Source organism: Desulfovibrio oxyclinae DSM 11498 (genome assembly GCF_000375485.1).
GTDB lineage: Bacteria > Desulfobacterota > Desulfovibrionia > Desulfovibrionales > Desulfovibrionaceae > Pseudodesulfovibrio > Pseudodesulfovibrio oxyclinae.
Genome location: NZ_AQXE01000005.1, coordinates 49828 through 62054, shown reverse-complemented (window position 1 = coordinate 62054; position 12227 = coordinate 49828). Strand labels below are relative to the sequence as shown.

Sequence of the window (12227 nt, the reverse complement as noted above, 5' to 3'; positions counted from 1 at the left end):
GACAGAATATATGTCAATTCCCTTCATCGACCTCAAGACGCAGTACCGTGAAGTCGAAGACGCCGTGAGAAGCGGCATCGACGCGGTTCTCGAACACGGTAAATACATCATGGGCCCGGAAATCACCGAGCTCGAATCCAAACTGGCCGACTTTGCCGGGACAAGACACGCCGTGGGCTGCGCCTCCGGCACCGACGCGCTGATGATGGCGCTGATGGCCCTTGGTGCCGGTCCGGGCGACGCGGTATTCACCACCCCGTTCACTTTCATGGCCACCGCCGAGACCGTGTCCCTGCTGGGCGCGACCCCGGTGTTCGTGGACATCGATCCCGTGACCTTCAACATGGATCCCGCCGACCTCAAGCGCAAGATCGCCAAGGTCAAGGACGAGGGCAAGCTGCGCTGCAAGGGCGTCATTGCCGTGGACCTGTTCGGCCTCTCCGCCGAGTACGAGGCTCTCCAGCAGCGCGCCCGCAACAACGGCATGTTCCTCATCGTGGATGCGGCCCAGTCCTTTGGAGCCACCTACCACGGCAAGCGCACCACCGCCTTCGGCGACGTGGCCTGCACCTCTTTCTTCCCGGCCAAACCGCTGGGCTGCTACGGCGACGGCGGCATGTGCTTCGCCAACAGCGACGAGATGGACAAGCTGCTGCGCTCCATCCGCGTGCACGGCATGGGCGACGACAAATACGACAACGTGCGCCTTGGCATCAACGGCCGCCTTGACTCCATGCAGGCCGCCGTGCTGCTGGCGAAATTCGCCATCTTCCCCGGCGAGATCGAGAAGCGCAACGAGATCGCCACCCGCTACAACGAGCTGCTCGCCGACGTGCCGGGCGTCACCCCGCCTACGGTTCCGGAAGGACTGGAATCGGTGTGGGCCCAGTATTCCCTGCTGGCCGAATCCTCCGAACACCGCGAGGAGCTCATGGGCAGGCTCAAGGCCGCGGACATTCCGTCCGTGATCTACTACCCGATCCCGCTGCACCTGCAGACCGCCTACAAGTCGCTGGGGTACCAGCGCGGCGACCTGCCCGTGTGCGAAGGCATCGCCGAGCGCATCTTCAGCCTGCCGATGCACCCGTATCTCACGGCCGAGCAGCAGGAGACCATCGTCACCGCGCTGAAAACCGCCTGCTAGGGAGCCTCCTGATGCGCATGCCCACCTTCTTCGCCCTGTTTCGGCCCTTTGCCTTCGGACTGGCCGTGGCATACTGCCTGACGGGATTTGCCGACCTGCCGGATCCCATCCGGCTGGGCGGACACACCGCCACGGCACAAGGCGTGGTGGGCGGCGACGAAGCGCTTCTGGTCACCCAGCGCAACATCCTGCGCATCGGCTCCCCCTTCTCGGCCCCCATCTACGGGCAGGAGGAACGCTTTGAAGGTTTGGTCCCCGAACAGGACTACAACGGCTGGTCCGTGAACCGAGACAGCGAAAGTGGAGAATACCGAGGCTGGGTCGCACCGGAATAGCGACAAGAGAAGATACAAAAACACGAACCGCCGAGCGCCTTGCGCTCGGCGGTTTTTCATGCCGATTCAGCCAACCACCACCTGATTGCGGCCACCTTCCTTGGCGTCGTACAGGGCTTGATCCACACGCTTGACGAACTCGTCCGACGACTCGGCGGGGCGACGCATGGCGACGCCGAAGCTTGAAGTTATCTGCCGGGGAACGCCGGTGAAGTCCGAAGCCTCCACCGCTTCGCGAAGCCGCTCCGCCGCTTCCACGGCGCGGTCCATGTCCGAGGCTGGCAGCAGCACCATGAATTCCTCGCCACCCCAGCGGGCGAAGAAATCCGAACGGCGGATATCCGACCGCACCAGCGCGGATATCTCCCGCAGGACGCTGTCGCCCACGTCATGACCGTAGGTGTCGTTGATGGACTTGAAATGGTCGATGTCGAACATGATCAGCGACAGGGTTCTGTCGCGAACCGCGCACTCTTCGAGAATGCGCAGGAAACTGCGCCGATTCAGGGCGCGGGTCAGCGGATCGGTGGATGCCTCGTCCGCCAGATGCCGCCGCTCGTCCTCCAGCGCGCTCACGTCATGGAAGCTGATGAGACGTATCCCGGAACCGGGAAGTGAACTGTGGTTAACCGAAAAGACCCCCGGCAGACCGTCCGGGTTGGCAGGATTCACCAAATGCGCCACGTGGTCCACGTCCAGTCTGTCGTCAGTCACGGCGGCGATCCAGCGTTCGTCACCGCCCTCATAGACAGTCCCGTCAAGCCGTTCCATATACTCTCCGGGACCGGCACCGTCCGCGTTCATGGCTTCATGGTCCTCGTAGCCGCAATAATTGGCCAGCGGGCGGTTTGCGTAAATAACGCGCCCATCCTTTTCCAGCAGGGCCATGGCCGGAAACGCATCCAGCAGGCGATGCAGGTCGCGGTCCGCCTGACGCAGCCTGCGCCGAAGGAAGACGTTTCGCGCACAACGGCGCAACGCCGTCAGCAACCGGTCCTGATCCACGGGGCTTCTGATGAAGGCATCCACGTTGCGCTCCACCACCTCCAGCAGCCTCCGGGGGTTGTAGCTGTCGTAGACAACGATCACCGGGGCATCCTCCCGCTCGCGCCGAATGAGCGTCACGGGGTCGTTACCGTGGCTGTCGGAAAGGTTCATATCCACCAACGTCACATCCGGCGACTCCGCCCGGAAACGCTCCAATGCAGTAGCTGCGTCCGCTGCCGCCGCGACGCTGGACACGGCTCTGCCCAGCATTTCCACGAGCCGCTCGCGTTCGTAATCGTCTTCAAGGGCCACCAGAATGCTGAGTCGCTGTCTGGAACGCGCCATGAACACCGCCTTTTAGGGTTGATTTATCCTTCTCTCCGATTGCATCCGCAATCACGACGGATGTCAATGAGAGCTTCGCCACAACAAAAGCCCCCCGGCCGATAACGACCGGGGGGCGTATTCACTTCTTCAGCAACAGGGCTATTCGGGTTTCTGGACGTCCACCACCTTGACTCCGAACTCCTTCACCTTGTCGGTCGGCGGTTCGAAGATGGCAGCCATGAACGGCGTGGATGCACCGGGCCGCAGGAAGGTGTTATTGGAGAGAATGCCCACCTCGGAGGCAAGACCTTCCTCGATTTCCTGCTTGGACTGCACGCGCAGCTGGAACATGGAGAGCGTGTTGCCGCCCATGACCCGCTGTGAAGTCAGCACATTGCCGTTGGCGTCATAAAGGAAGACCTCCACCTCGATGCGCTCGCGCGGCGTATCGAAGGCGTTGACCGCCTCGCCCTGCACCACGAAGACCAGTCCGGCCTTTTCATTCTGCACATAGTACTGGCGGACGTTCTTGAGTTCGATGTTCTTGATCTTCTCTTCCGGGGAAAGCGGAGCCTCGGCTTCACCTTCGTCGAACATGCTGCCAATGACCGGTACGTCCGAAAGGAGAGCGGCAGGGTCGATGCCGAAAAACTTCCACGCCTTGAAATACCACCCTGCGGCGATACCTGCGGCAATGAGGAAAATGACGATCATGGCGACCCATTTGCCCTTGCCGCCCGTCTGAGGTTCGCTGCCGCCCTCGTCGAGATCAAAGTCGGTTTCGAACGGACCTTCGGAAGCTTTTTCGGCAGGCTCGTCGGTTTCGTCCTCTTCCTGCTCGAAAAGGTCCCCCTCTTCGGGTTCCTCATCGAAAAGACCGCCTTCGAGATCGTCTCCCTCGGAAGGCGCTTCAGAGGATTCGGGCGCGGCTTCCGGCTCGTCATCGTCATCGCCGAACAGGTCGGCATAGTCATCATCTTCCGGGGGGGCCTGCGCACCGCCCGGGGCCGGGGCATCAGCCTCTTCCGGCTCGTCGTCGCCGAACAGGTCGCTCAGGTCGTCTTCGGGCTCGGAGGGGGCAGCCGCAGCTTCGGGTTCTTCGGCGGGCTGCTCGTCGGCCTCTGGGGTGAAGTCTTCTGAGGAAACTTCGTCCGCGTTTCCGACAGGCTCGTCGAAAAGGCTGTCAAAGTCGTCATCCGCGGGCGTGTCATCGTCAGCAAAGACGTCGCCACCATGCTCGGCGGGTTCTTCCGTTTCAGCGGCGGTCTCCTGAGCGGGCGATTCCTGTTCCGCCGGTTCGTCGGCCGGGGCTTCGCCCTGTCCGGCGACCTCGTTGAACGCCTTGTCGAACTCGTCGTCCGTGTCCGGTGCGGCGGCTCCGGCACCGGTTTCGGGCTCCTGATCAAGCAGGTTCTCCACTTCCTCCTCGGGCATGGAAGCGGGTGGTTCAGCCTTGAAAATATGGCTGCAACGGGAGCACTTTACCTTGGTTCCGCCGGCGGGGATGCGATCCTCGGGCAGATTGTATTTCGTCTCGCAGTTCGGGCACGTAACGATCATGGCGCGCACCTTTGGGTGATCGGTTTACTTTCCGGCATCGGTGGAGAGTTCGTAGATGCCGTCAAGCTCGCGGTAGCGTTCAGCGTAATCCAGACCGTATCCCACAATGAACCCTTCCGAAAGGTTGAATCCGGCAAAGTCCACCTGGACGCCTGTCTCACGTCTCTCATGCTTATCAATTAGCGCACAAATTTTCAAACTCTTGGGATTTCTCCGCTTCAACACGTGCAGCAGGAAGTCCATGGAGTGTCCGGTATCGACGATATCCTCAATGACCAGCACATCCTTGCCTTCGATGGGAACCTCAAGATCCTTGGAGAAAATGACGTCCTCGCTGCGGGAAGTGGCGGAGCCGTAGCTGGCCAGCCGCACGAAGTCCACTTCCATGGGCCTGTCCACCCTGCGGATCAGGTCGGAGAAGAACAGGAACGCGCCCTTGAGCACACAGATGCACACGAGCGGTTCTTCGTTGTTTTCGTAGCTTTGCACTATTTCGCGTCCGAGAACGTCGATGCGTTCACGGATGGTTTCGCCGGTGATGAAGGGGGTCAGCTTATGGCCCATTGCTATCGGTCCCGTCGGGTTTACAGTTCAATGGTCATGGCCGTCTCGTTGCACAGGTCCGGGAACCTGGGGCAGTTGAGACAGTCGGCCCATATCTTCTGGTTGAGGTTTTCCATTTCGGTGTAGGCAAAGCCCATGCGCTCGAAGAATCCCGGCACCTCGGTCAGCGTGAATATCGAATAGATGCCAAGCGTCAGGGCCTCGCTCAGGGCGGCTTCAACGAGCTTGCGCCCGAGCCCCGCCCCCCGGCAGTCCTTGCTCACCACGAGCGAGCGAATCTCCGCCAGATCGGCCCAGGTGATGGAGAGGGCCACGCAGCCGATGATCTCGCCGTCTTCCTCCACCACGAAAAAATCCCTCAGGTGGCTGTACAGCTGACTGAAGGAGCGAGGCAGAACAAGGGATTCGTGATCTTCCTGCCGAAGCAGCAGGGTGTGAATGGCCCTGACGTCCGGAATTTTCGCCTTGCGAATTATCATGTTCGGGGTCCGTTATTTTGTAGGGAAACGGTTGCGCAGGGCGTCATGCTCCGCAGCGGAGAACTCGTCCGGATGCGTGAGGCTGCGCATCAGCGTGTGCAGCACTTCGGGGCTGTAGCCCTCGAAGCTGTAAAGATGCTCTCCGGAGGCGTTATAGAAATCGCTGCGCGGGATGCCGCTGATGCGACGTTTGCGCAAGAGACCTTCCGTGGCGCGGTACACGTCAAGGGGCGTCTCGCCGCCGAAGAACTTGTCGATCTGCTCCGGCCCGTCGTTCACCGAAATGGCCAGAATGTCCACGCTGTCGCCCGCCTCGCGCTTGTAGCGTTCAAGCTCGGGGATTTCCTTCATGCAGGGCGGACACCACGTGGCCCAGAAGACCACCAGCGTCGGCGTCCCCTTGGATTCCGAAAGTTTCGCCTCCATGGCGGAGGGGTCGAGCACAGGATATTCGGCGGCCGAAGGCAGACACCCGGCCAACAGAATTATCAGCGCCATGAGGGGCGCATGGATGAAGCGTGCGGTTTTCATCGCATCATCATAGCAGGGATCGTCGCGGAATCAAAGTGCAAGAATCCGACCTTACTGCACCAGATTCTGTGCAATTCGCACCGCGTCGAGCGCATCCGTGCTCCAGCCGTCCGCGCCGATGGCGTTGCAGAACTTCTCGGTGACCACCGCGCCGCCGATGATGACCTTCACGTCCATGCCGCGCTCGCGCACCAGCTTCACCGTGTCTTCCATGCGGACCATGGTGGTGGTCATGAGCGCGGAAAGTCCTATGATGCTGGCCTTGTGCTCCACCGCGGCTTCCACGATGCGCTCGGCGGGCACGTCCTTGCCGAGGTCGATTACCTCAAAGCCATGGTTGCCGAGCATCAGGCATACGATGTTCTTGCCGATGTCGTGAATGTCGCCTTCGACGGTGGCCATGATGACCACGGGCTTGCTGCCGCCCTCGGATTCGGCCTCAAGCAGCGGCTGGAGACGACCAAAGGCGGTCTTCATGGTCTCGGCGGAACGCAGCAGCTGCGGCAGGAAGTATTCCTTGCGCTCGTACTTCTCGCCCACCTCCATGATGCCGGGGATGAGCAGGTCATTCACCAGATCCATGGCCGACATGCCGGACTCCAGCTTTTTCTCCACCAGATCGAGGATGGCGTCGCGGTCGCCCTTGACAACGGCGGAGAACACCGGGTCGGCATCATCCTGCGATCCCGAGGAGGCCGAAGCTCCCCCGCCGGTCGCCGCGGGTGCGGCCGTGCCCGGCGTCCAGTCGGAGTAGCCTTCGATGTACCGCTGCGCCTGCTTGTCGCGGTCCAACAGCACTTCCACGCTGTGCAGGGTTTCCTGCAGCCGGGCGGAGTTGGGGTTGGCGATGCAGGAAGTCAGCCCCGCGCCCATGGCGAGGGCCAGGAAATTGGAGTTGAGCAGTTCGCGGGCGGGCAGGCCGAAGGATATGTTTGACAGGCCGATGGTAGTGGCCAGCCCAAGGTTTTCCTTGCAATGGCGGATGAGCTCGAGGCTGGCCCGGGCCGCTTCCGGCTTGGAGGACACGGTCAACGCCAGCGCGTCCACCACGATCAGGCGGCGCGGGATGCCCAGCGCGTCTGCTTCCGCCAGCAGCCGTTCCAGCACCTCGATGCGTTCGGCGGCGGTTACGGGCAACTTCTTGCCTTCCAGCGGCAGCAGGATGAACGGCGCGCCGAACTTGCGGCACAGCGGCCCGAGGCGTTCCATCTTGCCGGGCTCGCCGGTGATGGAGTTGACCAGCGGCGAGCCGGGATAGTTCCACAGGGCGTTCTCCACCGCGTCGGAGTCGTTGGAGTCGATACAAAGCGGACACTGGTAGCGGGCCACGAGGGACTTGACCAGCTCCGGCAGCAGCTGCCCTTCATCGACCATGGGCGCCCCCACGTTCACGTCGAGCACGGGCGCGCCAAGCTCGGTCTGCTCCGTGGCAAAGCGCATGGCCTCGTTGAAGCGGCCTTCCTGAAGTTCTTCGGTGAGCAGCTTCTTGCCGGTGGGGTTGATGCGTTCGCCGATAATGACCGAGCGATGGTCGAAACCAAGGGGCACGGATACGGCGCGCGACGTCACCACGGTGCTCGCATGGTCGGTCTTTTGCGGCATGGCCCAGCTGCGGCCCTCGGCCTTGGCGCGCAGGGCGCGGATATGGTCCGGGGTGGTGCCGCAGCAGCCGCCGATGATCTTTGCACCAACGTCCAGAAATTTCACGGCCTGTTCGGCGAACGGCTCGGGCGCGAGACGAAAGACGGTATTGCCTTCTTCGTCCAGCTCCGGAAGACCGGCGTTGGCCTCGGCGAAAACCGGCGTTTCAAGCCGCGGCAGCCACTGCACCAGCGTGTCGTACATCTGCTCCGGGCCTGCGGAACAGTTGGTGCCGATCAGCTCCACGCCAAGGTTCTGCATGGTATCCACGTATGTCTGCGGCGAGGTGCCGGTCAGACAGGCGGAACCCTCGAAGGTCATTGAGGTGGCCACGGGCAGGTCGCAAACCTCGCGCGCCGCCACGACCACGGCCTTGATCTCGGCAAGATCGAAATGCGTCTCGGCAAGGATCAGGTCCGCACCGCCGGCGACGATACCCCGAATCTGCTCGCGGTAGATATCCACCATTTCACGGAAGCTCAAGGGACCAAGCGGCTCCACGAACTTTCCGGTGGGCCCAACGGAGCCGGCGACGAAGGAACGGCCGTCTGCCACTTCGCGGGCGAGTTCCACCATGCGGCGGTTCAGTTCGAAGACGTCGGCCTTGCCCTCCAGCTTGGGCGCAGAGCCGCCGAAGGTGTTGGAGGTGATCAGGTCGGCCCCGGCCTCCACGTAGTCTGCATAGGCCGAGCGGATGACGTCCGGCGCCTCCATCCCCCACAGTTCGGGGGAAAGTCCGGCGGGCAGTCCCCTGCTCTGAAGCAGGGTTCCGTAACCGCCGTCAAAGAAATATACCTTGTCGTCTGCGAGCGCTTTCCTGAAATCAGCCACGATGGTCTCCAGTGCCGTCCCCGGACGCGGGGAGCTTCATTCTAATATCAAGATTATTTGATATAACCCGGAAGTCGCGAAAAATCAAGCCTCCGGACATTGGGGGAGAGTCCGGCCCTAGCGAAAAACATTGAAAAGGACAAATAAAAAATATACGCTCATTTTTTATTGTTCCAAAATCGAAAACGGGCGCATTTGCCCGCCGAATATACCCCAGATACGACAATGGCACCCGATAAGAAGAGCATCGATCCCGAAATCGAAATCACCGAAGAAGAAGAGATCGATCCCGAGATCATCTCCGAAGAGGAAGCGTCGCGAGACGAATTTCTTCCGGTGACCAAGACCCCGACCCTGCCCGCGTCCTTTGACCGCAAGAGTTCGGAGGTCTCCATACGCGACCCGCTGCAGTTGTACCTGCGGGAGATCGCGCGCTTTCCCATGCTCAAGCCCGAAGAGGAGCTGGAGCTCGCCCGCCGCGTGCGTGACGACAACGATCAGGACGCCGCGTTCCGGCTGGTGTCCTCGCATTTGCGCCTGGTGGTCAAGATCGCCATGGACTTCCAGCGGCGCTGGATGCAGAACGCGCTCGACCTGGTGCAGGAAGGCAACGTAGGTCTAATGAAGGCCGTTCAGAAATTCGATCCGGAAAAGGGCATCAAGTTTTCCTATTACGCGGCGTTCTGGGTCAAGGCGTACATCCTCAAGTACATCATGGACAACTGGCGCATGGTCAAGGTGGGCACCACGCAGACCCAGCGCAAGCTGTTCTACAACCTGAACAAGGAACGCCAGCGGCTCCAGACCATGGGTTTCGACCCCACCACCGAGCTGCTCTCCGAAAAGCTCGACGTCAGCCCCTCGGACATCGAGGAGATGGACCAGCGCCTGTCGCGCAACGACATGTCGCTCAACGCGCCCATCGGCGAGGAATCCGACGCCACGCGCATGGACTTCCTGCCCGCGTTGGACCCCGGCGTGGAAGAAAAGCTCGCCAACGACGAAATCACCGAGATCCTGCTGCAAAACATCAAGGGTATTGAGCCCATCCTCAACGAGAAGGAGCTGGTCATTCTCCGCGAGCGGCTGCTTTCGGAAAATCCCGTGACGCTGCGGGAAGTGGGCGAACGCTTCGGCGTTACCCGCGAGCGCGTACGGCAGATTGAGGCCCGCCTGCTCACCAAGATTCGCGAGCACCTCGCCGAGGCGGTCAAGGACTTCTCCCGCGACTGGATCGAGGAAGAGGCATAGCCCAAACCATGGAGACCCGATGAAGCGCACCGCACTCCTGCCCCTGGCCCTGTGCCTCCTGCTCGGGGCCTGCGCGCCGAAGACCGCCCCCGCGCCGAGCGATCCGGTCAAAGCCGCGCCGCAGTCCCTCGAAGCCAGAACCACGTACAACTACCTGCTGTATCAGGACTATCTTTCCAGAATAAACCGCCTGAGCATGAGCGGCGAAGCACCGGACCAGACAACGCTCGCGGAACTTCGCACCTCTGCGGCCGATGCCCTGCGCCGCGTCATCGGGGCCGAGCCGGACCCGCAGCTCTACCTTGAGCTGGCAAGCCTGTACTGGAACAGCCCGGACGCCGGAGCCAGAGCCCGCGACATCCTGACCGACGGGCTGGCGAAATTCCCCGAGAACCCGCTTCTGACGACCTATCTGGCCCGTTCGTGGATGCAGGAAGGCAAGCGCAAGAAGGGCCTCACGATTCTTGAAGATTACGTCAAGGCACACCCCGAGGAATACGAGGTGCGCATCCGTCTGGCGCAAGCGTATCTGGATTCCGGGATGCCCGCCGAGGCGCTGGATCAGCTGAAACGGCTCTCCAAGGAGGCCCGCACCCCGGATGTGCTGTTGCTGTTCGCCAGCGCCCGCGCCCGGCTGGGCGAGACGCAGCTGGCCATAGCCGACCTCAAGAACGCTCTGAAGCAAGACCCGAACAATTTCGAAGCGTTGGCAGAGCTGGCTTATCTTTACGAAACAGTGGGCAAGTACTCCGAAGCCGAGAAGACCTACCGCCGCATCCTGTCCATGGGTGATGTGCGCAACGAGGTCCGGCTGCGGGTGATCCTGCTCAACCTGAAGCTGAACAACGTGGACGAGGCCATGCGCCTTTCGCTGGACGGCCCCAACAGCAAAGCGTTTCTGCTCGACGCGGCCTCCCTTTTTCTCAACGAAGGATTCCACGCGCAGGCCTCAACCGTGCTCGACGCACTGGCCTCTGACGGCAACCCGCCCGGCGAATACTGGTTCTACAAGGCGGTCATCGCATGGGAAGGCGAGAACGACGGCATCAAGGCCGCCGAAGCGCTCGAAAAGATCGAAAAAGGCCACCCTTTTTATTCCCGCGCACTGGAGTTTCGCGGCAGGCTGCTGCATTCCGTGGGCCGCTCCGACGAAGCCCTCGAACTGACGCGCGAGGGTCGCGAACTCTTTCCTGAAAACAACCAGTTCTACCTTCTTGAAGCGGCCATCCTCGTGGAGATCGACCGCATGGAGCAGGCGCTCGACACCCTTGAAGCCGGGCTGAAAGTCAAACATGACGACCCGGAACTCATGTACGAAAAGGGTGCCCTTCTGGAGACCATGGGCCGCCGGGACGATGCGCTTGAGTACATGGAGACCATGCTGGCCGCGCATCCCGACAATCCGCAGGCCCTGAACTTCGTGGGCTATACTCTCGCCGAGGAAAACCGTGACCTGCGCCGTGCGCTCGTGCTGGTTCAGGCGGCCTACCGACTTGATCCGCAAAGCGGCTTCATCGCCGACTCCCTCGCCTGGGTACACTACAAGCTGGGCGAATACGACAAGGCGTGGAAATACATCAACGAGGCCGTAACGCAGCGGCCAAACATCCCCGATCTTTGGGACCATTACGGCGACATCGCCGCGGCTCTCGACAAGAACTCCGAAGCCCGCGCCGCTTACCGCAAGGCCATCGAACTCGGCCACTCCGACCCGGATGCGGTGAAGGCCAAGATCAAGGGGCTGCAATGAGGCGACTGCTGCCGCTGATGCTCATGGGCGCTTTGCTGCTCACGGCCTGCGCCAAGCCTACCCCGCTGCCGCCGCCCGAGGCGGACAAGGCGTGGGAAGCCTTTACGCGCACCTATCTTGCCCCGCTTCCGGCGGAAGGCATCCGCGCCGAGGCATCCTTTCTCTTTTCCCGCACCCTGCCCAAGAAACAAAGCGGCCGCCTGAGCATCGACCTGTGGGGCGAACTCGACGGCGCGCTGCGACTGAACGCCTCTGCCGGCTTCGGCTCCACCGTAGCCCTGATGCGCGAGGACGAGAATGGCCTGCTGGCCTATTACCCGGACCGCGAAACCGCTTACTGGTGCGAAGATCCGGTCATCGCGGCCATGGCGCTGGGCCTGCCGCTGCCTTTTTCCCTGAGCGATCTTGCGCGGCTGTCCGGCGGCACCTTTCACTCGGTTGTTCCGAATCGTTACGCCATCGCCATGGTCCAGAAGGACCGGCCGACTTACACCTTCGAAGAGGGTCCCGTATCCGTGCTGCAGACCGACTCCCTCGGCCGTCCCCTGCGCATGGAAGGGGAAATCCGCCGGGCCGGAAGGGTCATCCCCTGGCGGGCCGACATCGACGGCTATGATGACGGCCCCGCACCCGAGCGCATCATTTTCACCCTCGAAAACGGCGACCGGGGTGTCTTGCGCATCCGCAACCGAGAGCTTATGCTCACTTCGTGGAACGAAAAAGCCCTTGAACTGGATTTACCGGATAAAACCGTTATCCGCGCCGTGTGCGCGTTTCCCCCGGCCGAATGAGCGGCCCTGACCACAATTTCGACAAGGAGCGTGTAA

11 protein-coding genes are annotated in these 12227 nt (G+C 61.7%); 5 read left to right on the top strand and 6 right to left on the bottom strand.

Annotated elements, in window-relative coordinates; all coding sequences use genetic code 11:
• The first annotated feature begins 10 nt into the window (after positions 1 to 10).
• Both B149_RS0106690 and B149_RS0106685 read left to right on the top strand, forming a co-directional pair.
• On the top strand, positions 11 to 1144 hold the full coding sequence (locus tag B149_RS0106690; protein WP_018124411.1) for a DegT/DnrJ/EryC1/StrS family aminotransferase: 1134 nt from the start codon (positions 11 to 13) through the stop codon (positions 1142 to 1144).
• A gap of 11 nt (positions 1145 to 1155) precedes the next feature.
• Positions 1156 to 1479: a hypothetical protein gene (locus B149_RS0106685; RefSeq protein ID WP_018124410.1), complete on the top strand. Its 324-nt coding sequence runs from the start codon at positions 1156 to 1158 to the stop codon at positions 1477 to 1479.
• Between the two features lie 66 nt (positions 1480 to 1545).
• Here B149_RS0106685 and B149_RS16650 read toward each other — a convergent pair whose 3' ends face one another.
• The 6 genes from B149_RS16650 to B149_RS0106655 all read right to left on the bottom strand — a co-directional run bounded on the left by B149_RS16650 (position 1546) and on the right by B149_RS0106655 (position 8399).
• The gene (locus B149_RS16650) at positions 1546 to 2811 is read right to left on the bottom strand and encodes a GGDEF domain-containing protein (protein WP_051069525.1); all 1266 of its coding nucleotides are present in this window, start codon (positions 2809 to 2811) and stop codon (positions 1546 to 1548) included.
• Positions 2812 to 2952: 141 nt separating this feature from the next.
• Positions 2953 to 4353 carry a DUF3426 domain-containing protein gene (locus tag B149_RS0106675; protein WP_018124408.1) on the bottom strand — a complete coding sequence of 467 codons (1401 nt, stop codon included), beginning with the start codon at positions 4351 to 4353 and terminating at the stop codon, positions 2953 to 2955.
• A 24-nt stretch (positions 4354 to 4377) separates the two neighbouring features.
• A complete protein-coding gene (hpt, locus tag B149_RS0106670) occupies positions 4378 to 4917 on the bottom strand; it encodes a hypoxanthine phosphoribosyltransferase (RefSeq protein WP_018124407.1) in 540 nt (179 codons plus the stop codon).
• A gap of 20 nt (positions 4918 to 4937) precedes the next feature.
• The gene (locus B149_RS0106665; protein ID WP_018124406.1) at positions 4938 to 5396 is read right to left on the bottom strand and encodes an N-acetyltransferase; all 459 of its coding nucleotides are present in this window, start codon (positions 5394 to 5396) and stop codon (positions 4938 to 4940) included.
• 12 nt (positions 5397 to 5408) lie between these two features.
• Positions 5409 to 5927: a TlpA family protein disulfide reductase gene (locus tag B149_RS17880; RefSeq protein ID WP_018124405.1), complete on the bottom strand. Its 519-nt coding sequence runs from the start codon at positions 5925 to 5927 to the stop codon at positions 5409 to 5411.
• Between the two features lie 51 nt (positions 5928 to 5978).
• Positions 5979 to 8399 carry a homocysteine S-methyltransferase family protein gene (locus B149_RS0106655; protein ID WP_018124404.1) on the bottom strand — a complete coding sequence of 807 codons (2421 nt, stop codon included), beginning with the start codon at positions 8397 to 8399 and terminating at the stop codon, positions 5979 to 5981.
• A gap of 225 nt (positions 8400 to 8624) precedes the next feature.
• Between B149_RS0106655 and B149_RS0106650 the strand changes: the two genes are divergently transcribed.
• From B149_RS0106650 to B149_RS0106640, 3 genes are read left to right on the top strand one after another with little or no spacing between them, the layout of a single operon-like run.
• Positions 8625 to 9650, top strand: coding sequence for a sigma-70 family RNA polymerase sigma factor (locus B149_RS0106650; RefSeq protein WP_018124403.1), 1026 nt, complete (start codon positions 8625 to 8627; stop codon positions 9648 to 9650).
• A 19-nt stretch (positions 9651 to 9669) separates the two neighbouring features.
• Positions 9670 to 11400, top strand: a complete 1731-nt coding sequence (locus B149_RS0106645) for a tetratricopeptide repeat protein (RefSeq protein ID WP_018124402.1) — start codon at positions 9670 to 9672, stop codon at positions 11398 to 11400.
• Positions 11397 to 12191, top strand: a complete 795-nt coding sequence (locus B149_RS0106640; protein ID WP_018124401.1) for a hypothetical protein — start codon at positions 11397 to 11399, stop codon at positions 12189 to 12191. Before B149_RS0106645 ends, B149_RS0106640 begins: the two co-directional genes overlap by 4 nt.
• Positions 12192 to 12227 lie beyond the last annotated feature (36 nt).

Excerpts from the sequence above, each read along its gene's own strand:
- B149_RS0106690 (WP_018124411.1), top strand. The coding sequence starts at position 11 with ATGTCAATTCCCTTCATCGACCTCAAGACGCAGTACCGTGAAGTCGAA.
- B149_RS0106685 (WP_018124410.1), top strand. The coding sequence starts at position 1,156 with ATGCGCATGCCCACCTTCTTCGCCCTGTTTCGGCCCTTTGCCTTCGGA.
- B149_RS16650 (WP_051069525.1), bottom strand. The coding sequence starts at position 2,811 with ATGGCGCGTTCCAGACAGCGACTCAGCATTCTGGTGGCCCTTGAAGAC.
- B149_RS0106675 (WP_018124408.1), bottom strand. The coding sequence starts at position 4,353 with ATGATCGTTACGTGCCCGAACTGCGAGACGAAATACAATCTGCCCGAG.
- hpt (WP_018124407.1), bottom strand. The coding sequence starts at position 4,917 with ATGGGCCATAAGCTGACCCCCTTCATCACCGGCGAAACCATCCGTGAA.
- B149_RS0106665 (WP_018124406.1), bottom strand. The coding sequence starts at position 5,396 with ATGATAATTCGCAAGGCGAAAATTCCGGACGTCAGGGCCATTCACACC.
- B149_RS17880 (WP_018124405.1), bottom strand. The coding sequence starts at position 5,927 with ATGAAAACCGCACGCTTCATCCATGCGCCCCTCATGGCGCTGATAATT.
- B149_RS0106650 (WP_018124403.1), top strand. The coding sequence starts at position 8,625 with ATGGCACCCGATAAGAAGAGCATCGATCCCGAAATCGAAATCACCGAA.
- B149_RS0106645 (WP_018124402.1), top strand. The coding sequence starts at position 9,670 with ATGAAGCGCACCGCACTCCTGCCCCTGGCCCTGTGCCTCCTGCTCGGG.
- B149_RS0106640 (WP_018124401.1), top strand. The coding sequence starts at position 11,397 with ATGAGGCGACTGCTGCCGCTGATGCTCATGGGCGCTTTGCTGCTCACG.